Annotated in this window: 23 protein-coding genes; 3 read left to right on the top strand and 20 right to left on the bottom strand. The window is 50.2% G+C overall.

The genetic code is table 11. From position 1 onward, the window contains the following. Positions 1–122: 122 nt before the first annotated feature. From FD32_RS05235 to FD32_RS05215, 5 genes are all read right to left on the bottom strand, one after another. A complete protein-coding gene (locus FD32_RS05235) occupies positions 123–368 on the bottom strand; it encodes a type B 50S ribosomal protein L31 (protein WP_003714015.1) in 246 nt (81 codons plus the stop codon). A gap of 93 nt (positions 369–461) precedes the next feature. Next, positions 462–1,739: a UDP-N-acetylglucosamine 1-carboxyvinyltransferase gene (locus FD32_RS05230; protein ID WP_047767947.1), complete on the bottom strand. Its 1,278-nt coding sequence runs from the start codon at positions 1,737–1,739 to the stop codon at positions 462–464. Positions 1,740–1,931: 192 nt separating this feature from the next. Beyond that, complete coding sequence (locus FD32_RS05225; RefSeq protein WP_047767946.1) at positions 1,932–3,536, bottom strand: CTP synthase; 1,605 nt, start codon at positions 3,534–3,536, stop codon at positions 1,932–1,934. Between the two features lie 174 nt (positions 3,537–3,710). Next, a complete protein-coding gene (gene rpoE, locus FD32_RS05220) occupies positions 3,711–4,256 on the bottom strand; it encodes a DNA-directed RNA polymerase subunit delta (RefSeq protein ID WP_191980293.1) in 546 nt (181 codons plus the stop codon). A 45-nt stretch (positions 4,257–4,301) separates the two neighbouring features. Further along, the gene (locus FD32_RS05215) at positions 4,302–4,691 is read right to left on the bottom strand and encodes a YwiB family protein (RefSeq protein WP_047767942.1); all 390 of its coding nucleotides are present in this window, start codon (positions 4,689–4,691) and stop codon (positions 4,302–4,304) included. 173 nt (positions 4,692–4,864) lie between these two features. Here FD32_RS05215 and FD32_RS05210 point away from each other — a divergent pair, with 173 nt between their 5' ends. Genes FD32_RS05210 through FD32_RS05200 form a run of 3 tightly spaced genes read left to right on the top strand, consistent with a single transcriptional unit; the run spans position 4,865 to position 7,928 of the window. Beyond that, on the top strand, positions 4,865–5,689 hold the full coding sequence (locus tag FD32_RS05210) for a lipoate--protein ligase family protein (protein WP_047767939.1): 825 nt from the start codon (positions 4,865–4,867) through the stop codon (positions 5,687–5,689). A 1-nt stretch (position 5,690) separates the two neighbouring features. Next, positions 5,691–7,052 carry an HD domain-containing protein gene (locus tag FD32_RS05205; protein WP_047767937.1) on the top strand — a complete coding sequence of 454 codons (1,362 nt, stop codon included), beginning with the start codon at positions 5,691–5,693 and terminating at the stop codon, positions 7,050–7,052. A gap of 57 nt (positions 7,053–7,109) precedes the next feature. After that, a complete protein-coding gene (locus tag FD32_RS05200) occupies positions 7,110–7,928 on the top strand; it encodes a Cof-type HAD-IIB family hydrolase (protein WP_047767935.1) in 819 nt (272 codons plus the stop codon). A 62-nt stretch (positions 7,929–7,990) separates the two neighbouring features. Here FD32_RS05200 and FD32_RS05195 read toward each other — a convergent pair whose 3' ends face one another. From FD32_RS05195 to FD32_RS05125, 15 genes are all read right to left on the bottom strand, one after another. Continuing rightward, positions 7,991–8,869: a linear amide C-N hydrolase gene (locus FD32_RS05195; protein WP_047767933.1), complete on the bottom strand. Its 879-nt coding sequence runs from the start codon at positions 8,867–8,869 to the stop codon at positions 7,991–7,993. A gap of 80 nt (positions 8,870–8,949) precedes the next feature. Beyond that, positions 8,950–9,660, bottom strand: a complete 711-nt coding sequence (locus FD32_RS05190; RefSeq protein ID WP_047767931.1) for a hypothetical protein — start codon at positions 9,658–9,660, stop codon at positions 8,950–8,952. A gap of 142 nt (positions 9,661–9,802) precedes the next feature. Continuing rightward, the gene (locus FD32_RS05185) at positions 9,803–10,783 is read right to left on the bottom strand and encodes a ribose-phosphate diphosphokinase (protein ID WP_047767929.1); all 981 of its coding nucleotides are present in this window, start codon (positions 10,781–10,783) and stop codon (positions 9,803–9,805) included. An 83-nt stretch (positions 10,784–10,866) separates the two neighbouring features. Further along, positions 10,867–12,234 carry a bifunctional UDP-N-acetylglucosamine diphosphorylase/glucosamine-1-phosphate N-acetyltransferase GlmU gene (gene glmU, locus FD32_RS05180; RefSeq protein ID WP_047767928.1) on the bottom strand — a complete coding sequence of 456 codons (1,368 nt, stop codon included), beginning with the start codon at positions 12,232–12,234 and terminating at the stop codon, positions 10,867–10,869. A gap of 1 nt (position 12,235) precedes the next feature. Next, the gene (gene purR / locus FD32_RS05175) at positions 12,236–13,072 is read right to left on the bottom strand and encodes a pur operon repressor (RefSeq protein WP_047767951.1); all 837 of its coding nucleotides are present in this window, start codon (positions 13,070–13,072) and stop codon (positions 12,236–12,238) included. A gap of 132 nt (positions 13,073–13,204) precedes the next feature. Then, positions 13,205–14,002 (bottom strand): metal ABC transporter permease, encoded by a 798-nt coding sequence (locus FD32_RS05170; protein ID WP_047767927.1) that lies wholly within the window; start codon positions 14,000–14,002, stop codon positions 13,205–13,207. Next, the gene (locus FD32_RS05165) at positions 13,996–14,670 is read right to left on the bottom strand and encodes an ABC transporter ATP-binding protein (protein ID WP_047767926.1); all 675 of its coding nucleotides are present in this window, start codon (positions 14,668–14,670) and stop codon (positions 13,996–13,998) included. Before FD32_RS05165 ends, FD32_RS05170 begins: the two co-directional genes overlap by 7 nt. Next, a complete protein-coding gene (locus FD32_RS05160) occupies positions 14,670–15,581 on the bottom strand; it encodes a metal ABC transporter solute-binding protein, Zn/Mn family (protein WP_047767925.1) in 912 nt (303 codons plus the stop codon). Before FD32_RS05160 ends, FD32_RS05165 begins: the two co-directional genes overlap by 1 nt. A 191-nt stretch (positions 15,582–15,772) precedes the next feature. After that, positions 15,773–16,624: a 4-(cytidine 5'-diphospho)-2-C-methyl-D-erythritol kinase gene (ispE, locus tag FD32_RS05155; RefSeq protein ID WP_047767923.1), complete on the bottom strand. Its 852-nt coding sequence runs from the start codon at positions 16,622–16,624 to the stop codon at positions 15,773–15,775. A gap of 213 nt (positions 16,625–16,837) precedes the next feature. After that, positions 16,838–17,071 carry a Veg family protein gene (locus FD32_RS05150; protein WP_047767920.1) on the bottom strand — a complete coding sequence of 78 codons (234 nt, stop codon included), beginning with the start codon at positions 17,069–17,071 and terminating at the stop codon, positions 16,838–16,840. 81 nt (positions 17,072–17,152) lie between these two features. After that, the gene (gene rsmA, locus FD32_RS05145; protein ID WP_047767918.1) at positions 17,153–18,046 is read right to left on the bottom strand and encodes a 16S rRNA (adenine(1518)-N(6)/adenine(1519)-N(6))-dimethyltransferase RsmA; all 894 of its coding nucleotides are present in this window, start codon (positions 18,044–18,046) and stop codon (positions 17,153–17,155) included. Then, entirely contained in the window at positions 18,039–18,605 is a 567-nt protein-coding gene (rnmV, locus tag FD32_RS05140) for a ribonuclease M5 (RefSeq protein ID WP_047767916.1), read from the bottom strand. The genes rsmA and rnmV overlap by 8 nt, the downstream gene beginning before the upstream one ends. Next, positions 18,592–19,404: a TatD family hydrolase gene (locus FD32_RS05135; protein WP_047767914.1), complete on the bottom strand. Its 813-nt coding sequence runs from the start codon at positions 19,402–19,404 to the stop codon at positions 18,592–18,594. Before FD32_RS05135 ends, rnmV begins: the two co-directional genes overlap by 14 nt. A 3-nt stretch (positions 19,405–19,407) precedes the next feature. Beyond that, positions 19,408–21,432 carry a methionine--tRNA ligase gene (gene metG / locus FD32_RS05130; RefSeq protein WP_047767912.1) on the bottom strand — a complete coding sequence of 675 codons (2,025 nt, stop codon included), beginning with the start codon at positions 21,430–21,432 and terminating at the stop codon, positions 19,408–19,410. Positions 21,433–21,519: 87 nt separating this feature from the next. Next, the gene (locus tag FD32_RS05125) at positions 21,520–22,371 is read right to left on the bottom strand and encodes a DUF72 domain-containing protein (protein ID WP_047767910.1); all 852 of its coding nucleotides are present in this window, start codon (positions 22,369–22,371) and stop codon (positions 21,520–21,522) included. Positions 22,372–22,760: the final 389 nt, after the last annotated feature.

Genomic DNA, 22,760 nt, shown 5'->3' with positions numbered 1-22,760 from the left:
AAGAGCTGCTTAGAAATTATTCAATTTATCTTATCAGTACTTCTTGACGAAGAGCCCAGAAAAGCAAAAAAAGACTGGAAAAAGCAATTGCCCTTTCCAGCCTTTTTGTAATTGTACAAATCTTACTTGAGACCGTACTTCTTGTTGAACTTGTCCACCGCACCATCGGCTTGGGTAAACTTTTGCTTACCAGTGTAGAATGGGTGTGAATCAGAAGTAACTTCAACCCGGATTAATGGGTATTCGTTACCGTCTTCCCACTTGATGGTTTCCTTTGAAGTGGCAGTTGAACCAGAGATAAACTTGTAACCAGTAGAAGAGTCTTCAAATACTACTGGATGGTAATCTGGATGAATTCCTTGTTTCATAACTTAATACGCTCCTTTTGCCATGAATCATTGCCTGAAACATAGATAATCAACCCTAACAGAATAACATGAATTAATTATCAACGCAACAGTTTAGCTAATTTTTACTGATGAATCGTCCTCAATTGCAACGTTTGCATGGAGGCGGTTGAGCTTCCACACAATCCGGTCGTAGCCGCGCAGAATGTTACCAGCGTTGTTAATTACCGTTGTTCCATTAGCCATTAGTCCCGCGATGGTCAAAGCGGCCCCGGCACGAATTTCGCCAGCAGTGACGTTAGCCCCGTGTAGGTGGTCAGTATGCTTGATCACAATGGTCCCATCATGGGTCTCAATCCGCATCCCCATCTTTTGTAGTTCAGGGACGTGCTTAACCCGCTTTGGGTAGATGGTGTCAACGATTACGCTGTCACCATCCGCTAAGGACATTAATGGCGTCAACGGTTGCTGCAGGTCAGTTGCAAAACCTGGGAAAGGCATGGTTTTAACGTGAACTGCCTTGAGCTTCGTTGTCTTCGGGACATAAATCTTATCGCTGTCAATCTGGAGGTTAACCCCCATCTCAATCATCTTACTGGTAAATGATTCCAAGTGCTCCGGGATGACGTTGTGAATCATTACCCCGTCACCAAGGGCCGCTGCCAGGGCTAAGTAAGTCCCTGTTTCAATCCGGTCAGCAATAATCGTGTGGGTGTTCATCGATTGCAAGGTGTTGACCCCCGTAATCCGGATGGTGTCCGTACCAACACCCCGAATCTTGGCACCCATGTTATTTAAGAAGGTTGCCAAGTCAATGATTTCGGGCTCACGGGCGGCGTTTTCAATCACCGTCGTCCCTTCAGCGCGAACCGCTGCCAGGATTGCATTAATCGTGGCCCCCACGGAAACCATATCCATGAAGATACGGGCCCCGTGCAGACCGTCCTTAGCTTCGAGGTGAACCGTCCCGTTATTTTCACTGACGGTTGCCCCCAGTGCCTTAAAGGCCTTCAAGTGCTGGTCAATTGGTCGCGGCCCAATGTTGTCACCACCGGGGAAGGTTAAAGTTGCACGGTGAAAACGACCTAACAGTGCGCCCATAAAGTAGTATGAAGCCCGGAGACTCTTAATGGCCTTGCTTGGAAGTTCAGCTTCGATGATTTGGGTTGGGTCAATGTCGAGAACGCCGTGGCTAAACTCTGATTTGACGTTCATTGACTTTAAAATGATCATCAGATTGTGAACATCCAAGATATCCGGAACCGTGTCAAATTGTACTGGCGTATCCGCTAAAATGGCAGCCGGGATCAACGCAACGGTACTGTTTTTTGCACCACCGATTGTAACTTCGCCCGACAGTCGGTTTCCTCCTTGAATGATCATTCTTTTCATTTCCGTGTTTCCTCACTTAAAAATAGTTAGTTTTATAATCGTTTTTATCTTGTTAAGTATTGCTATTAAACAATCAATAGTAATGATAATTAATTGTTTATTAAATTACAACCTTTTCCGGATAATCTTAAGGAAATTAAAAGGGAGCGGGCTCCTATTTCCCCCGCTCCCTTTAAGAATTATTTTTCAAGATTACTTTTCACTGGCGGCTGCTTTAATAAAGGCAGCAAACAGTCCCTCTGGCCGGTTTGGTCGTGACAAGAATTCTGGGTGGTACTGGGCAGCAACGAAGAACTTCTTCTTTGGTAGTTCCACCACTTCGACCAAGTTCCGGTCCGGGTTGATTCCTGAAACAACCAGGCCGTGGTCTTCCATCTCTTGCCGGTAAGCGTTATTAAATTCGTAACGGTGACGGTGCCGCTCACTAATCATGGATTTATTGTCGTAAGCAGCAGAAGCAACCGTTCCCGGCTTCAGCTTGCATGGGTAAGCACCTAGTCGTTGGGTTCCACCCATGTTTTCAACATCTTCCTGGTCCGCCATCAGATCAATGATGTTGTGTTCCGTATTTGGATCAAATTCGGTCGAGTTAGCATCCTTGTAACCAAGGACGTCACGGGCAAATTCAATGCAGGCGGTCTGCATCCCCAAGCAGATTCCTAAGTACGGCACATCGTTTTCCCGGGCATACTTAATTGCGGTAATCATTCCTTCAATTCCCCGGCTCCCAAAGCCACCGGGTACCAGGATCCCATCGTAGCCCTTCAAGGTGTCGGCAACGTTATCAGGAGTGATGTTTTCCGCATTAAAGTGGTCAATCTTCACCTTGGCGTTAACGGGATAGCCGGCATGGCGGAGGGCCTCGTTAACGGAAATGTAAGCATCCTGCAGGTCAGTGTACTTACCAACCATGGCAATCTTAACTGTCTTGGTCAGTTCGTTTTCAATGTGGTTGACCATGTTGGTCCATTCCCGCATATCGGCAACTGGTGCATCGATGTTGAAGTGGTCAACAACCAACTGGTCCATCCCCTGCTTTTGCAGGTTCAACGGAATCTCATAGAGGGTGTTGACATCTAATGATTCAATTACCGCCTTCGGGTCAACGTCACAGAAGAGGGCGATCTTCTGCCGCATCTCGTCGGTGATTGGCTTTTCCGTCCGGACAACCAGGATGTTCGGCTGAATCCCCAGGCCGCGAAGTTCCCGAACACTGTGCTGGGTTGGTTTGGTCTTCATTTCACCTGCAGCCCGCAGATACGGAACCAGCGTGGTGTGAATGTATAAGACGTTCTCGGAACCCACTTCTTCACGCATCTGCCGGATAGCTTCCATAAATGGCTGGGATTCGATATCACCAACGGTCCCCCCGATTTCCGTAATGACGACTTCCGCGTCCTTACTTTCACCGGCCCGCTTGATCTTGTCCTTGATTGCGTTGGTAATGTGGGGGATAACTTGGACCGTCCGTCCTAAGTAGTCACCACGCCGTTCCTTGCGCAACACTTCGGAGTAGATTTTACCAGTAGTGACGTTTGAGTACTTGTTCAGGTCATTATCAATAAACCGTTCGTAGTGACCGAGGTCCAGGTCGGTTTCGGTACCATCATCAGTAACGAACACTTCACCGTGTTGGTATGGGCTCATCGTTCCGGGATCCACGTTAATGTATGGGTCAAACTTCTGAATTGCCACCTTCAGGCCCCGGTTCTTCAATAGGCGACCCAATGAAGCAGCGACAATCCCCTTTCCTAAGGATGAAACAACCCCACCAGTTACAAAAATGTATTTCGTCATTGCTTTTACTACTCCTTTGTTTTAATTGTAGGCGGTTATAAATACAGAAAAGCTCCCTATTTCCGTTGAAACAGGGAGCTTACTTATTTACGAACTTCATAGCCTGTATTTTACAGGCGCCCAAGAAAGATAATACAGGGTCACCGTAAAATAGTCAAGGGAGACGCTTAAGATTTATTCGTCATCATCGTCATCATCGTCGTCATCGTCTTCGTCATGCAATTCAGACAGTTGATCTTCGATGTTGTCGTCTAAATCGTTATCGTCGTCGTTAAAGTCGTCGTTTTCTTCATCGTCATCGTCGTTGTCATCCAGGTCTTCATCTTCTGGATCATCATTGTCGTAGTCGATGACGTCATCGTCGTCATTGGAGTCTGCCAAGAAGGCGTTAACCTTACGACGCTTCTTCTTTGGCCGGTCTTCTTCGTCCTCATCGCTTTCACCAACCGTGGCTTCGTCGATGGATTCGAATGGGTACCATGCCCGCAGGCCCCAGGTATTGTCACCAAGGGAAATAAAACTGCCGTCGATGTTCAAATCAGTGTAGAACTGGGCGAGCCGTTCACGGATTTCCTCATCGCTCTTGCCCAGGTATTGTTGAATTTCATTGGTCAGGTCAACAAACGCCATCGCTTCTCCATGGTGAGCTAAGATAGCGTGCGCCACCTCAACCATTGAAAGTTCTGATTTGTCTTGGCCGTCAAAAACCTTTAATTCCAAATTGGTGCACATCCCTTCAAAAAGTCTAAACTACATCTTACAATATTAGGCCCTAAATTGCAATTGAAGTTGGTAATTTCCCACTTCCTGGCCCCCGGTTTTTAGAACATAGTCCACGTTGAGGTGCCCCGCGGGAACAGCCAGGTCCAAGTCCTTTTCCAGCCGCTTAGTAACAACACCCAGACGGATCACCCCGTACTCAGTCCGGTAGCGGGTGACCGTCTCCTTTTCCTGGTCAAATTCAAGCTGGGTCCGCATCACGCCTTCGCGGTGGAGGTGGACCTGGTTGTCTAAGCAAAATTGGACCGGGGTGGCCTGCCCATTTTGGTGTTCGACGTAGCGTAAGTAGTACTTTCCGTTCAATTCAACAAAGTTGCCGTCCTCACTGAAGGTGAAGTTTTCCTGCTGACCGTCCTGGTGAATTGTCGTTGTCAGCTTAACTTGTACCGGCGTAATTTTCTTGATAATCCATCGCGCCCTTTCTCTATCCGTAATTTTCCTCCCAATTATACTTGAAATCGACCGAAAAGGTGACCAAAAGCCATTAATTTCTGCCGGTTTCTTGTATAATAAATTGTATAAAGAATAAGAAAAGAAGATTGTTAATCATGAATGACTTTATCAAGCAACCAGTTGCTGAATTTGACCAGCCACTGGTCCCTAAAAATAACACCACATCCTTTATCTATACTAACGCCCTCCTCCAGTCGAGTAAGGAAATGGCCACCCCCCTCCTCCACTTTTGGACCCTTGAAAAGACCGTCATCCTGGGGCTCAAGGACCAGCGCCTCCCCCACCTCGACCAGGCCTTAAAGGTTTGCGAACGGCATGGCTACCACTACTTTCTCCGTAACTCTGGTGGCCTTGCCGTGATCAGTGACGATGGCATCCTGAACTTCTCCCTCTTCTTCCCGTGGCACCTTGAAACGCGCCAACTGACGATCGATGAGGCCTACGAACGAATGATCACCGTCATCAAGGCCGCCTTTCCTGAATTACAAATTGAAACCGGAGAAGTCACCCACTCATACTGTCCGGGGACCTTTGATGTCCACGTTAATGGGCAAAAGATCGGTGGCATCTCTCAACGGCGCAACATGGACGGGGTTGTCGTAATGCTTTACCTCGGGATCAATGGTCCCCAGATGACCCGTGGGGAACTAGTTCGCGACTTCTACGATGCTGGCCTCAGTGATGAAGAAAACAAGTGGCGCTTCCCTGATGTTTGGCCGACGTCAATGACAACCATCAGTAGCCTGCTTGGTCATGAGGTCACGGTGGCCGATGCCAAGCAACGCCTGCGCGACGTCTTTCCCCACCACCAGCAAGCCAAATTTGACCAGCTGATGTGGCAGGCCGACTTCATCAAGTCCTTAAATGATGAACGGATTGCCATCGGTAAGCTTCAGCAGCGACTTTCAAAGGAGAATTAGTGTGCAAGAATTTTATCGGGAAAAACTCCCGCGTGAGAAGGTCTTTCGGGACCCCATCCACGGGCAAATCATCGTTGACAACCAAATCATCCTTGACCTGATCAATACACCGGAGTTTCAACGTCTCCGCCGGATCAAGCAACTTGGCACCTCATCGTTTACCTTTCACGGTGCCGAGCACTCCCGCTTTGGCCACTGTCTCGGCGTTTATGAAATTACCCGGGAAATGTGTAACTACTTCCAACGTAACTACCCCCAGCAAGTGCCTGGTGACGGCCTGTGGGACGATAGCGAACGACCGGTCGCATTGTGTGCCGCCCTCCTGCATGACCTTGGCCACGGTCCGTATTCCCATACTTTCGAGCACATCTTTGCTACCAACCACGAGCAGATCACCCGCCAGCTCATCACCAGTCCGGAAACCAACATTAACAAGATCCTGCGCCGGGTTTCGCCCGACTTTCCCCACCAGGTAGCCAGTGTGATTGACCACAGCTACCATAACCAGCAGGTTATTCAGATGATTTCCAGTCAGGTCGACGCTGACCGGATGGACTACCTCCAGCGGGACTCTTACTACACCGGGACCAACTACGGTAAGTTTGACCTTGACCGGGTTCTCCACGTTATGCGCCCCGTCAAGAACGGGATTGCCTTTGAGATCTCGGGGATGCACGCGGTGGAGGATTACATCATCAGCCGCTTACAAATGTACTTACAGGTCTACTTCCACCCGGTCTCCAGGGCAATGGAAGTCATCCTGGACCACCTCTTAATGCGGGCAAAGTACATCTACGAGCACCCCAGCGATTTTGAACCGGAATTTACCCCGCACATGCTGATGCCTTTCTTCAACCACCGGTTCACACTTGATGACTACCTCGCCCTCGACGACGGGGTCTTGACGACCTACTTCAACCACTGGACCCACTCGCGCGATGACATCTTAAGCGACCTGGCCAACCGTTTTCTGAGTCGACGACCCTTCAAGTCCGCTATCTACGACCAGGATTCAGCAAAGTTTTTACCACAGTTGCGCGACCTGATCCAAACGGCAGGCTTCGATAGCCGCTACTACACGGCTGTCAACGATAGTTTCAAGCTTCCCTACGACACCTATAACCCGAAGGCCTCCAAGCCCCAGACTCAAATTGAACTGCTCCAGCCTAACGGTGACTTTGTTGAGCTGTCCCAGGTCAGTACTTTAGTGGCGAGTGTCTCCGGGCGGGAAGCCGGTGACCAGCGCTTCTTCTTCCCGAAAGAGATGTTAGAGAAACACCAGGATATCGAAATTTTCGAGCCAATTTACGAGAAATTCCAGAGCTATATTAAAAATAACCACATTGTCGACCCGGAAAAGTAGCCCGGGCCTGCTTTTTAGTGACTAACGGCATTTAAAATTGAAAAGGAGAAATTAATAATGGCAATTAAAATGGTAGCAATTGATATCGACGGTACGTTAATTAACGATAACCGCCAGATTACCCCTAAGACTGTCGCCGCAATCAAAAAGGCCAGCCAGCAGGGAATTAAGATTGTCCTCTGCACTGGGCGGCCAATGACTGGGGTGCGGGCCTACCTTGACCAGTTGAGCCTAGCTAACCGCGAGGATGAGTACGTTGTCAGTTTTAACGGGGCCCTGGCGCAAACCACCAGTGGCAACGTCATGGTTGACTACAGCATTTCCTTCAACGATTATGCGGACTGGGTCAATTACTGCCTCAAAGAAGGGGTCCACTCCCAAATTGAAACACGAGATTACATCTACACTACCAACCAAAACCTTAGCTACTACACCATCTACGAATCTGAGCTGGTCAGCATGCTGGTTCGTTACCGTTCCCTCGATGAAATGGCCCGCATTCAGGACCAGTACACAATTGCCAAGGCGATGATGGTGGACGATAAGAAAAAAATTGATCAAGCCGTTAAGGACCTTCCTGAAGAACTTGCCAACCGCTTCTCAATTGTGCGGAGTGAAGACTTCTACCTTGAATTTATGCATAAGGAAGCCAGCAAGGGCAAGGCCCTGGACCGGCTCAGCAGCGAACTGGGGCTTACCGCCGATGAAGTGATGGCATTGGGGAACGCCCAAAACGATAACTCAATGCTTGAATTTGCTGGGCTCGGGGTGGCCATGGGCAATTCAGTCGATAAGGCCCTCGCCGTGGCGGACGTTGTTACCGGTGATAATAACCACGATGGAGTCGCCCAAGCAATTGAAAAGTACGTCTTTTAAAGTAACTAACTACTAAAAGCCACTCTCCGTTGGCATGATACCAACGGGGAGTGACTTTTGCTTTAAAAACGGTTCGGGACCGGACCCGTTAACGACGCCAGATTTTTCTGGACCCTCTGACCACTCGCCAGGTCATAGAATGTATACTCGCCACGATAACGGTCGATGACTGCCTGGTAGTGGGTGTAACTGTGGGCGTGGCGTTGGTTATGGGGCACCGTGACGTCCTGCAGAAAAGTGCGCAATTGCTGGGGAGTACTCGGTCGTCCTCGCCACCGGGCAAGGGCAGCCCGCTTAAAACGGTCCACAGAGTTTCCACCCTGGGGTCCAGGCTGAAAATAGGTCTGCAGCCGGTGAATGGTCGCCCGGCTAAACTGGTGGCCCGCTAAGCCCAACATTGCATTTAAGTGACCAACTTGCTGGTCAAGGTCAGGGGTATTGGTAAACACGGCCGCGGGGTTAAGACGGGCCCGTAGTCGGCCGTTGAGGGGCTCAATCACATAGGTCCCGCTCCCGTCCATCAGTAACCAGTGAAAGGGGTACTGTTGCCTATCAAACCACGGCTGGCCAACAACCGAAACCTGGTCTAATTCTGCCAAGACGGCGGCCACCGAATCATGACTGTCCAGGACCCAGTTAATAAAGTCCTGGGGAGTAAGGGCCAGCGTTTGGGGGCGCACCCATTCCTGGTAGTCCGCGGCAACGGGAAAGAAGAGCTCCGCACAGACTAACCCGGCATCATTAATGCCGTCACCAATCAGGTAGTGACCATCAAAGTAGCGCATCCCGCCCAGAATACGGTGGTGGTTAATCACCACCCGGTGCCCAATGGCCGGTTGCCACTGGTAGTCGACTGGGAGGTAAGTTAACTTCCATGGTGTTCGTGGCGGAAAATCCATTGTCCGGCCAAAAAGTCGTCCTGTCGTAATTACTGTACACATTTTATTTTCCCCACTTTTCTTTGGCCTAACAAAAAAGGGAGCCCAACAAACGTCGTACTCCCTTAATATTCGTCCGTAAATTAGCTCAACTTGGTAACGGCACCAGTCTCGCTGTTGTATTGGTAGAAGCCGACCATATTTGAAACAGTGTTATCACTGTTGTTCCGCCGAACTTCAAACTTGTAGGTGTTACCAGACTTACTAGTGGTAATAATTTGGTAACCCTTTTCGCCGCTAAAGCCCATCTTATTGGCAAATTCAACCACCACATCATCAGTCGTCTTCGCGGTAGCGGTCGACGATGAGGAAGCGGCACTCTTGGTAGCACTGCTGGTTGTAGCCGCACTATTGGCATTCTGGCTCGTGCTAGTGCTGCCCTTTTGAGCGCTATCAATCTTATCTTGCAACTCGGAATATGCATCGCGCATTGCCGGACTAGTTGACTTTTGTTCCTTTAGATTATTAGAAGCAGTAGCATAGTCCCCATTCCGGTATGCCTTGCGAGCACTCATGTAGTTTTGCAAATCAGTAGCAATATTGTCGGCCTGTGTTGAACGATTATTGGTATTGTTCAAACGGTCATATGCGCCCTGGTAGTCCTCGTTACGGATCAACTTGTTAGCAGCACGGTATGCACTGCCCGATGTGGTCTCCGAGGACCGTACAGATGAACTTGTCGAAGAAGTACTAGATGTTGCTGAGTCGTGGTTACCACAAGCAGCAAGCGTCAGTGCGATTGCCACCGCAGCCGTCCCAGTAATCATCTTATTAAATAGTTGCTTTTTTTGCATTTTTATCCTCCTTCGCTACTGCCCATTTTATTATATCATGGATTGGAATTCTCTCCAAAATCTTAAGAGAATCAACACGAATATTAGAAAACGAAGGGTCCCAAAACTTGGCAACGCCATTTTGGAATCCTTCGTTTAATATCTATGCCTTGGCACTTTGAAAAACCTGCTTAAACAGCGGACTGACTGGCCGGTTTTCGTTGATCCGCTTAATTGCTGCCGCAATCAGTGGGGCCACGGAAACCTGCTTGATCTTCGCAATTTGCTTTTCAGCTGGTAACTTAATCGAGTCCGTCACAACAACTTCCTTCAGTGGGGACTTTGAGAGACGCTCGATGGCTGGACCGGAAAGAACCGCGTGCGTACATGAAGCGTAAACTTCCTTTGCGCCCGCATCAATCAAGGCTTGGGCACCAAGGGTAATCGTCCCGGCAGTATCAATCATATCGTCAATCATGATACAAGTCTTGCCCTTAACATCCCCAATGATGTTCATAACTTGGGCAACGTTAGCCCGTGGCCGCCGCTTATCAATGATAGCAATCGGTGACTTCAAAAATTCAGCCAGTGCCCGTGCCCGGGTCACCCCACCGTGGTCTGGAGAAATGACAACCGCGTTGTCGGCGACCCCTTCATTGATGAAGTATTCAGCCAATAGTGGTGCCCCCATCAGGTGGTCAACCGGGATATCAAAGAATCCTTGAATCTGGGCGGCGTGCAGGTCGAGAGCAATCACCCGGTCAACACCGGAATTTTGTAACATGTTGGCAACCAACTTGGCAGTGATTGGTTCCCGACTCCGTGCCTTCCGATCTTGCCGTGCGTAGCCGTAGTACGGCATCACAACGTTAATGGTCTTGGCGCTGGCCCGCCGTAAAGCGTCAACCATGATCAAGAGTTCCATTAAATTGTCGTTAACTGGTGCAGAGGTTGATTGAAGAACGTAAACGTTGTCCCCCCGGACACTCTCTTCAATGTTAATCTGAATTTCACCATCACTAAAACGGTCGACAGATAACTTACCAAGCTCAATCCCCAGGTGCTGGGCAATCTTTTCCGCCAGCGGTCGGTTTGAGTTTAAGGCAAACAATTTGAAATTAGAATCAATATTAGACTGTGTCATTAGATCCTCCGGAAGTTTAAGTGAGTCAATTATCTACCTCTTATGATATCGACCCCAGAATTAAAAAGCAAGCAAAAGTGAAATTACCACGGTAACTTCTTAGCGTAATCCTTCTTATTGGTCTGCCGTGACCGGGCAATTGCCATGTCATACTGTTCCGTACTGTCAGTAATCGTGGAACCGGCCGCAATAAAGGAATCCTTGGCAATGTTAACGGGAGCAACCAGGTTACTGTTGCTGCCGATAAAGGCGTGGTCCCCAACATTGGTATGGTGCTTGTTGGTTCCATCGTAGTTGACAAAGACGACCCCACAACCGACGTTGATATTCTTACCCAAAGTGGCGTTCCCAATGTAGGTCAGGTGGCCCACCTTGGTACCGGCACCGATGTAGGCCTTCTTAACTTCACAGAAGTTACCGATGTGGACGTTTTCACCAATCTCTGCTTCCGGACGCAGGTGGCTGTTCGGACCGATGTCACTGCCGTTGTGCATTTCTGCACTTTCCAGCGTTGAGTAGGTAATCTTGACCCCATCGTGGATGGTCGAGTCCACAATCCGTGAGCCTGCAGAGATGTAGCAGTCCTTGCCAATTACGGTGTGGCCCTTGATAACAACGTTTCCTTCCAGGACAGTATCGTTACCAATCTGGACATCAGCATCGATGTATGTGGTTGCCGGGTCAATCATGGAGACCCCTTCTTGCATCCAGTGCTTGTTGATCCGCGCCCGCATTACCTTGTTGGCCTTGGCCAAAGCAATCCGGTCGTTAACCCCCATTGATTCTTCAAAGTTATCCATCTTGTAGGCGGTGACGATTTCACCCTCCTGTTTGAAGATCCCAATTACGTCGGTCAGGTAGTACTCACCCTGAGCGTTATCATTCGTGATTTTGGTCAGGGCTTCGAAGAGCTTCTTGTTGTCAAAGCAGTAAACCCCGGTATTGATTTCCTTGATTGCCCGCTCTTGAACATCGGCATCCTTTTGTTCAACGACCCGCTCAACAATACCGACGTTGTCCCGGACAATTCGGCCGTAGCCGGTTGGGTCCGGGGCCACTGAAGTTAAGATCGTTACGGCCGCGTGTCGCGATTCGTGGTATTTAAATAGCTTTTCAAAGGTATCTGCAGTAAACAGCGGGGTATCACCGCTAACGATAATTGTTTCCCCGTCTTCATTAGCAAGCAGGTCCCGGGCTTGCATTACCGCGTGGCCGGTGCCTAGTTGCTGACGTTGCAAGGCGTAACGGGTCCGGTGACCCAGTTCTTCCTTAACCGTGTCGGCCCCGAAACCAACAACCGTGACGATCGTGTCGATGTGGGCCTTTTCCAGTTGAGTCAAGACGTGGTTAACCATTGTCTTTCCACAAACCTGGTGTAAGACCTTATGGAGCTTGGAACGCATCCGGGTCCCCTTACCAGCTGCTAAAATAACTGCATTTCTCTTTACCATTCTAATTTTCCTTTCCGAAGACATTTTCCATAAAATTACCAGGACGTGCGGTGATGGTCTTTTGATCGCCATCTTCTGCATCAACCGTGACTAATGACGTGCAATCATCAACTAAGCGGTGATCACTATTGCTGCTTTCAGCCAAGACGGTCATCCCCACCAGGTTGGCATCGAATTCCCTAATCAAGGACGCCATCCCGTTCAGGGTTCCGCCACCCTTCAGGAAGTCATCAACAACGACGACGTTGGCCCCTGCCGACAAGGTCCGCCGTGACAGTTCCATCTTCTTAATCCGCTTGACTGATCCTGAGACGTAGTTAACACTCACCGTCGGCCCTTCGGTAATGTGGGAACTATTCCGAACGATCACAAACGGCTTGTTCATGTACATTGCCGCGCTCTGGGCAATCGGAATTCCTTTGGTCTCCACCGTCATCACTACGTCGACGTCCTTATCCATGTACTGAGTCGCAATTATCTGACCCACTTGGTGGAGGATGTCCGGCCGGCCAATCAGATCCGACAGGTAAACATAGCCGCCGGGAAGAAAGCGGGAGTCATCGTTGACCTCGTTTACCAGGTTAGCGATTGCCTTTTCCGCGTTCTCCTGGGAGTAAAAGGGCGCTAACACAGCACCACCACTAGCACCGGGGATAGTCTTCAGACGTCCTTCTCCCCAAGTCTGGAAGGTGTGCTTGATAATACTCAAGTCCTCACTGATTGAGGATTTTGCCGAACCATAGCGTTCACTAAAGAACTTAAGCGACACTAATGTTCGGGGGTGTTCTAGTAGGTAGCGGGTCATATCGACCAGCCGGTTGCTTCTTCGTACTTTCATAATCGTCATTGTCCGCCTTTCCAAAAGGATTAATTCATAATGAATTTTACCATAAAATGTTCGGCTTTTCTGAATTATTTCCAAAAAAGCCCGCGTTGGCAAAGTTTTTTGCTGACGCGGGTTTAACCAATTTTAGTTTGCTTCAATGAAGTTCTGGTATAAAAGGGCAATGACGTAAATGATGACCTCAATCACGGCGATGAAGAAGCTGACCGGCCAGTTGGTCAAGTAGCCCAACAGTAGTCCGGCCCAGGTTCCCAGAAGGGAGAAGAGGATTGCGAGCCCCATCATCTTCGCGACACCATGGGTGAAGTACTTGGCGCTGGCTGCGGGAATCGTTAGCAGAATGAAGATCAACAGCGAACCAACGATCTGAGCGGCCACACTGACGCTCAACGCCAGGAGGAGCAAAAAGACGACCGAAATAACCGTCTGGTTGAACCCACTCACCTGCGCCCCAACCTCGTCAAAGGAAGAGAACTTCAGTTGGCGGTAGATCAGGACGGTAATTGCCAAAACTACCGCCGACAAGATAATCAGCTGGTGAACTTCACTGGCACTAATCCCAACCACGCTCCCGAAGAGGATGCTGGTCGCGGAACTGGCCGTCTGGCTGCTGAGGGAAAGGAAAAGGATCCCCAGACCGATGAACAAGCCCGACACCGCACTGATGACCGCCTCCCGCCGTGATTCCTTAATACTCATCTGCCCCACCAAAACGGAGCTGAGCATGGTAAAGAGAATCATTCCGTCGAGGGGTGCCCAGCCAGCAAAGACCGCAAAGGAGGCCCCGGCAAAGCCAATTTCCGACAGGGTGTGGGTCAGAAAGGACAGTTGGCGGGCAACCACAAACACCCCAATCACCCCACTGACGATTGCAATAAAGTTACTGGCGACAAAGGCGTGCCGCATAAAGGCAAGACTTAGCATTCTTCTTCCCCCTTTACAATCGCTGCAAGTTCGTTAATCGACCCCGCCGTGTACCCGTCCGCTTGCATGTGGAGGTAGCGGGTGCCGTACCGTTGGGCAAGGTCCCAATCATGGGTAATGAACATCACACTGAGGCCGTCCTCTTGAAAACGGGCCACCAGGTCCAGCAGACTGTACTTCATCTCGTTATCCAAACTAGCGGTGGACTCGTCTAAAATCAGGAGGCGGGGGTTGGTAAGCAGGGCCTGAGCAAGGTAGGCCCGCTGCTTTTCCCCACCGGAGGCGAGACCTAGGGGTCGTCCCGCAATTTTAGTCAGGTCGGTGATCCTAATGATCCGGTCCAGGCGGTGCCGCTCCTTCTTCGTCAGCCATGGCCACCGCGACTGGCGGCTGTTTAAAGCCACAAAGTCACGAATTGATAGAGGATATTCCTCATCAAGGTTCCGGAACTGAGGCACGTAGCCCAGGCGGGTGTCCTTGGGGATGTTAATCGTCCCCTCCTTAGGTTTAATCAGTCCTAAGAGGGCCTTTACAAGGGTCGTCTTTCCCACCCCATTTTCACCAACCACGACAAGAAAGTCTCCACTGTTGATGGTAAAACTGAGATTACTAAAGACGGTATGGTCCCCATAAGCGACCGTTAAGTCATCTACTGATAATACTGCCATTATCGAATCTCCTTCTGCTGAATCTTGGCGAGTTCTTGGTATTGGTCAATCATCCACTGCTGGTAGGTCTTCCCATTGGGCTTTGATTCCGTCACTTTCAAGACCGGGACGTCATGCTTGTGGGACAGCTGAACCATATTATTAATCACATGGTCGTCAGACTGGGCGTTCTCCACAAAGAAGGCAATTCGGTGGTTAATGATGGCGTCTTGGAGGTCCTTGACGTCCTGTGGTGAGGGATCATTACCGTCTTCGGTTGCCTTCGCGAAGTGGCTGTCAACCACCTGGTAACCAAGGTTATTCAAGGCGTAGTCAAAGACGGGTTCGCTGACGGCAACTGCCCGCTGTTGACCGACGTCCTGCTTAACGTGAGCAATCTCCTTATCCAGGGGCCGTAACGACTTAAGGTACTTCCGGGCCTGGCGGTGGTAGTAACCGGAATGATCAGGGTCCATTCGTGAATACTGATTGGCAAGTTCCTTTGCTAACTTCTTCATCGTGGTTGGCTGGTACCAAACGTGCTCGTTGGCCCCCGCCTGCTCGCCGGCAACCTGACGACCGACATCAATAACACGGAGGTTATGATTTCCACTGGCTTGGGTCATCCTGGTCAACCAGTGGTCATAGCCAAGGCCATTTTGAATTACCAGATTGGCCTTCCCCATCAGTTGTGATTGCTGGGTGCTCGGCTGGTAATCATGGGGATCAATTGAGGCGTTGTTGATCACTGAGGTTACCTGGCCATACTTCCCGGCAACTTGCTGGGCGACCTCACCATAAAAATTAAGGCTGGTGACAACCCGAATAGGCTTCTGTTCCTGGTGGCCCTCCTTAAGTGGCAGGCAGGACAGTACCAAAATGACCACGAGAACGCTCACCAACGCACCAACACCGGTCCAATACTTCTTCATTGCGTAGTTCTCTCCTAAATCGTAACGATTACTATTTATAATAAAACTATCTTAACGAAAATTGGCCCGCAATGCAAGTTTATCGAAAAAAACAAGAGTACGGGAACAAACCCGCAACTTGTTCCCGCACTCTTTTAGTTTTCAAATTTAATTATTGGTCATCCGGAATACTTTTTCCGGCCTGCACATTATCACAACAGGGTCACCACATGGACATCACGGCAGAAGCCCCGGATACTGTTTTGAATCCGCTTGGCGCGCGATTCGGTGTGGCAAATGGCAAAAACAGTTGGCCCGGTTCCACTCATCTGGGCAACGTCGGCCCCTAGCTCGACCATTTTTTCCTTCAACCGCTTAATCTCCGGGTAAAAGCTCATCGTGACCGGTTCAAGGACGTTTCCCATGTACTTGGTTGCCGTTTGCCAATTCTGGGCCCGCAGGCTGGCAAGTAACTGATCGTTATCTAGGTGGTCAATTTTTTCGTAATTGATCTGCCGCAAAATCTGGGGCGTTGAAACGCTAATCTGTTGCTTGGCAATCACGACCCAGTAGTGGGGTTGGGGTGGCAATAGTTCAATCTTCTCACCGTGGCCAGAGACGTAGGCCAACTGACTATAAACACAGTAAGGAACATCGGAGTCAATTGTGAGGGCAATCGTTGCCAATTCCTGCTTTGAAAGCCCCAACTGCCACATACTATTAAGGGCGCGCAGGACCGCGGCCGCATCTGAAGACCCCCCACCAAGGCCGGCAGCAACTGGAATGTTCTTCTTAATATTAATTGTGACCCCTTCCTTACAGTGGAAACGGTTGCGAAGAATATGGGCCGCTTGATAGGCAAGGTTCCGCTGGTCGTTCGGTAAGAAGCCACTATTGGTGTACACCTTAATCGTTGCTGGCCGCCGGTGGGTCTCAACGGTCACGTAGTCAGCCAAGTCGGCCGAGGTCATCACCATGTCCCAGCGCGGTGAACCGTCGAAGTAACGCATTGGCGTATCGAGACTTAAATTTAACTTTGCTGGCGCCTTTTCAGTTACACGCATCGAATCTTCCCTCCCAACCTCATATAATCTACTTAATTTGATTATACTAATGGGAGAAATAAACGGCAAGCTCTTACCGTTGCAAAGCCATCAGCCACTTCACTCCCCGTGCATGTTGGAAGAATAAAAATAACCTCCGGTGTTCGACAATGCCGGGCACTGGAGGTTATTGTGTATTGAGACGCGCAAGTTTCACAGCTCTACTAACTGTTATTATTCAAAGGCTAACGAGATGTTATGCGTTAAAACATCCGTATAGCTGTAAGAGATCCGGTCAAGGGAACCCTGACCATCGTTTAAGTGGACAATGAAAATCGCTGGGTAGGTCTTGCTCAAGACCCCGTGGTGTGTTGCCACCCGCTTACGTCCCGCCTGAGCCTTTACTAAGACCGGCTGGCCAATTCGATCATCCAATTTCTTCTTGATCTCCACAATCGTTTCTGGCACTCCACTTCACCTCACTGCAATAAACAGTACCATTAAATTATTAAGCAATTAATATTACCATTATATTACAGAAAAGTCAATTTAGAGAAGTGCTGCCGCGTGGAGGCGGTTGGCCAAGTCAATGAACTGGTCGAGGGTCAGTCTTTCTGGCCGAATTTGCGGAGAAATTCCCGCTTGATCAAGAATCGTCTGCATCTTTTCCTTTACGTCCGCCTGCTTACCAATGACTGATTGGAGGTTATTCCACAGGCTCTTCCGCCGGTGGGCAAAGCAACCACGAATGAAGCCAAAAAGCTTCTGCTGGTCAAAGGGCTGGACTGGCAGTGGCTCTTTTCGGGGCTTAAGAACGACGATTGCTGAATCAACATTGGGCGATGGCACAAAGGCATGGCGGGAAACGTTAAAGGCAATCGTTGCCGTCATCTGGTACTCAATTGCCAAAGTTAGGGCCCCGTACTGCTTAGTTCCCGGCTGGGCAGCCAGTCGTTGGGCCACCTCCTTTTGCATCATGACGCAAATGGCGGCCCACTTAACAGGCACCTTCAGGAGGTTCATTAAAATCGGGCTGGTGATGTAGTACGGCAGGTTAGCAACCACCTTGACCGGCTTGGTGGGGTCCGTAAATTGCTCCTGAATCAGTGCCGGTAGGTTTGCTGCTAAGACATCCTGGTTCAAGACTTTGACGTTGGGGTAGGGCTTGAGAACCTCATTTAAGACTGGAATCAGGTCCTGGTCAATTTCCAAAGCCAGGACCTCACCAGCCGCCTGAGCGAGCTGCTCAGTGAGGGCCCCAATCCCCGGGCCAATTTCAATCACGTTATCCGCCTTGGTGATCTCACCGGCATCGACAATCCGCTTCAAGACGTTGAGGTCAGTCAAGAAGTTCTGACCAAAGCTCTTCTTGGTGTGGATCCCGTACTTTTCCATGATGGCCCGTGTGCGGGTGCGACTTCCAATTTGTGGTGTCTTACTCATTGCTTTCCTCCTGGTAAATTTGCTTCACTGCGGCGGTAAACTGGTCAGCGGTCACCTGGAACATGTTCAAACGGTGAACCAGTTGCTTACCGTTTCCGTAGCCAATCCCTAAGATCTGGCCCAGGCGTTCTCGCCGGCGCTTTGAGTTCTGCTGGCCGGTTAACCCCGCTGCCTGTAAATCACGCTGGGAGAAGAGCGGGTTCGCTGCGGGCGCCTGGGTATAAAGGTGCTTCAACGCTGCTTTGATCACTGCGGGGTCAGCGTGCTCAACGCCCAAACTGCCATGCGCTTCGTTAGGCACCCCTTGGTCACGGCGGATAAAGGCGTGCTTAATTCCCGGTACGGCAGCACTGATCATCTTCCGGAGGCGTTCGCCGTTAAAGTCGGGATCAGTAAAGACAATTAGTCCCCGGCTTCGCTGAAGTTTCTTCAGCCGGGCCAGGTCGCTAGCATTCAATGCTGAACCGTTCGTTTCGTAGGTATCAGCATCAACCGCCTTTTGGACCTGCTTCGTATCGTCCTTGCCCTCAACGACAATTACTTCTTTAATCTTCGTCATGATGTCTTTTTAAAAAGAGCCTCCTTGCGTTCTGGTAAGTATGGTAGGCCGCCTGGCTAAAGGAAACCTGCTTGAGGTCGGCAACCGCATCGACAACGAACTTGGTAAAGGCCGGTTCGTTCTGCTTTCCCCGAAACGGGGCCGGCGTCAAATACGGGGCGTCTGTTTCCACCATCATCCGGTCCAGGGGAACCGCCTGAACAGCGGCATGCACGTCCTTGGCATTTCCAAAGCTGGCGACCCCGCTAAAGGAGATTGCCATCCCCAATGCCAAGAACTTTTCCGCCCACTCGGGAGAGCCATTAAAACTGTGCATCACCCCGCCAAAGTCACCCACGTGGGCGTTTTTCAAAATGGCATAGGTATCGGCCAGGGCCTCCCGACAGTGGATGGAAACGGGCAGGTGCCGTTCCCGGGCCCAGGCCAGCTGCTCCTCAAAGATATCCTGCTGTTGGTCATGGGGCGAATGCTCGTCGTTGTAATAATCCAGGCCAATTTCACCAATCCCCACAACCGCCGGGTCATCAAGTTGCTGACGGAGAGTTTGCCGGGCTTTTTCATTAAAGGTCCGGATATCCTCCGGGTGCCAGCCAATGATGGGGTGCAGGTTGCTAAAGCGGTGGCCCAGGTCCAGTGCCCGCTGGTTCAGCTTGGCATTTGAACCCACGATGTTCATCTGGGTCACCCCGTAGTATGCCGCCCGGTCCTCAAAGGCCGGTACGTCGTCATAAAAGGGATCATCGTTCAGGTGAGTGTGGGAATCATACACCTGCCGCCAGTCACGTTGCTTCTTTCCCATGGCTTAGCCCAGTTCCAAGCCTGGCTCTAAGGCGTCATCAACCGTTACAACCGTTACCTGGTTGTTTTTCTCAACGGAAAGCAGCATCCCCTGGCTGACTTCACCGCGCATCTTCCGCGGCTTCAGGTTGGCAACGATAACGACCTTCTTGCCAACCAGGACGCTTGGGTCCGGGTACCATTGGGCAATTCCGGAAAGAATCTGCCGGCCGTCTGGGGTCCCATCATCCATGTGGAACTTTAGCAACTTATCAGCACCCTTGACGTGGTCAGCAGCGGTGATTTTGGCTACCTTTAGGTCCACCTTATCGAAGGCTTCAATCCGGATCAACTTCTTGCCATCCGTAGCCACTTCTTCCTTCTTAACGGCCTCTTTCTTGGCTTCTTCCATTGCCTTACGTCCCTTTGTCTTTTGGTTGGCGCTCATCTTGCTCTTGATGAACTCCACTTCCTTCTTAACGTCCAGACGAGGGAAAATCGGCGTCCCCTTAGCAACCACTTGGGCGGTTGCCGGGAAGTCGTTGAATTCCAGGTTCTCTAAGGAAACTGCTTCTTCTGGCAGGCCCAGTTGCCGGGCAATCTCCTTTGGTGCGTCCGGCATAACTGGTTGCAGCAGGGCCGCAATTACCCGGAGGCTCTTTGCCAGGTGGGTCATTACGTCAGACAGAACATCCTTCTTGCTGTCGTCCTTTGCCAAAACCCATGGTTCGGTCTCATCAATGTACTTGTTAGCCCGGGAAACGAGCTTCCAGACAGTAGCCAGCGCGTCGGCAAAGTGGGTCTTGTCCATCATTTCCTTGTATTCCGTGATGGCGTCCTGGGCCGTCTTCTCCAGGTCGGCGTCCAAGGCCGTCTCAGCAGTGTTTTGACCATCAATCTTACCGCCTTGGTATTTGTTGATCATGGCGACGGTCCGGTTCAGCAGGTTCCCCAGGTCGTTAGCGAGGTCAAAGTTCACCTTGTCGACAAAGTCTTCTGGACTGAAGACCCCGTCGTTGCCGAATGGCATTGCCCGCAGTAGGTAGTAACGAGTAGCGTCGAGACCGTAGCGGTCAACCAGAGTTTCAGGATAAACCACGTTCCCCTTGGACTTGGACATCTTGCCGTCCTTCATCGTCAACCAGCCGTGGCCAATGACGTGCTTCGGCAGTGGCAGTCCCAACGCGTGCAGCATAATTGGCCAGTAAATGGTGTGGAAACGGACAATTTCCTTACCAACCATGTGAACGTCCGCCGGCCAGTACTTCTTGAAGAGTTCGTCGTTGTCAGAGCCGTAGCCCAGGGCAGTGATATAGTTGGACAAGGCATCAATCCAGACGTAGACAACGTGCTTCGGGTCGTTTGGAACCTTAACCCCCCAGTTGAAGGAGGTCCGGGTGACAGCCAGGTCCTCTAGGCCCGGCTTCAGGAAGTTATTGACCATTTCGTTCATCCGGCTGTGGGGTTCGATGAAGTCCGGGTGTTCCTTGTAATAGTTCATTAGCCAGTCGGCGTACTTACTCATCTTGAAGAAGTATGACTCTTCCTTAACCAGCTGAACTTTGTGACCGGACGGTGCCTTCCCCCCGATTACCTTGCCGTTATCGTCGCGGTAGACTTCGGCTAGTTGGCTTTCCGTGAAGTATTCTTCATCATCAACTGAATACCAACCCACGTATTCGCCCTTGTAAATGTCACCCTGGTCAACAAACTTTTGGAAAATCTTCTGGACCGCCTTTTCGTGGTAGTCATCCGTCGTCCGGATAAACTTATCGTTGGTGATCTTCAGTGTCTTCCACAGCTTCTTGATGCCGGCAGCCATTTGATCAACGTACTCTTGGGGCTGCATCCCAAGCTTATCGGCCTTTTGCTCAATCTTCAGACCGTGTTCATCAGTCCCCGTTAAGAAGAAGACATCGTAACCGTTTAGCCGTTTGAAACGGGCTTCCGCATCACAGGCAACCGTGGTGTAGGAGTTACCAATATGCAGCTTACCAGATGGATAGTAAATTGGTGTTGTAATGTAATAGGTTGGTTTTTGTGTAGCCATATGAGGCCCCTCTTTCTAGTATGATTTTAGAATTGCATTGACGTTAAGTATAGCATAAATAGCGGCGCGATGAGCAGTCTGCCGCCGTTAAAACAGGTCGAGTTGCTCCGGTGACCGGGGTGCCAGTCCCGAAAAGTGAATCCCCATCATTTTCTGCAGTTGCAGGGCGTTCGGGGCGGCGTCCTTTGCGGAGTTATTGTTAAAAACAACGCAGATTTCCTTGGGCGTCGGGTTCAGGGCCCGAATTGCCTGAGCAAAAGCGGCTAACTCTTTTTCACTGTAACGGTAGAGAGTCCGCGTCTTGCGCCAGCTCTTATCCTGGTTTGCCCACCCCTCTTTATTCCGGCCGTGCAGACGCAGGAGGACCAGGTCCGGGTTAGTAGTAACCAGCTTGAAGGGAACGGAGGTCACAGTATCATGAGGTTCATCCGCTGCTACCAGAGTGAACTTAAGGTCACGACAGTAGCTGATCAGTGAATCCACGACTCCTGGCTGATACCAGCTACTGTTGCGGAGTTCCACCGCCACCGGCAGTTGTCCCATCCACGTACGGACAAGTTTCAGGTACTCAATATCCGCAACACTGGCGTCAAAGTACGGTGGAAACTGGAATAGGACCGTCTTTAACTGACCAGCCGCTACCAAAGGAGCAATTGTCCGCCGGTACTGTTCAAAGAGGGTTGCCAATTCTCCCTTATCCTGGTGGCGCCGGTGAAGGGTCATCCCCTGGTGGGCCTTAATGATGAAGGTAAAGTCTTCAGGAACCGCCGCCAGCCAGTTTTGAATGGTGCTCATCTGAGGCAGAGCGTAGAAGAAGGTATCAACTTCCACTGTTGGAAAATGCTGGGCGTATTCATTGAGAGTCACCGGTCGCTGCTCATTGTGAATCAGGACGGGGTGTTCCGTCCACGTCGTCATTCCCATCGTAATTTTTGCCATAATCTCCCTCCTTATCACAAGGCTATCCTATCGGGCCGGGTCAGTAAATGCAACCAAATTGACGGGCCCTTACTCATTAATTGCTTAGCAAATTCTTAATTTTTGCAAAAAATATATATGCATTATTCACGTGATCATCAGCTGATTTAACGGCTGTTATGCATAGTTTAATTTTAATATGCACAAGGTTCCGAGTCCACCGAAAATTTATGCAGTTTATAAAATAAGAGGCGGTGGGCAAAATCGTTCAAAAAGCTGGCCAGACGACATTTAAGATGATATGTTAGATATGGAAAATATGAAAGGAGCGATCACAATGCTACTAACTAAGAAGCTTTTTCACAACACTAAGAAGTCGACTGAGAACCGGAAGGGTTCAGCAGTATTAC

It is taken from the genome of Limosilactobacillus panis DSM 6035, assembly GCF_001435935.1.
GTDB lineage: Bacteria > Bacillota > Bacilli > Lactobacillales > Lactobacillaceae > Limosilactobacillus > Limosilactobacillus panis.
The sequence above is the reverse complement of the archived record's forward strand: the minus strand, read 5'-3'. Positions and strand labels throughout refer to the sequence as shown.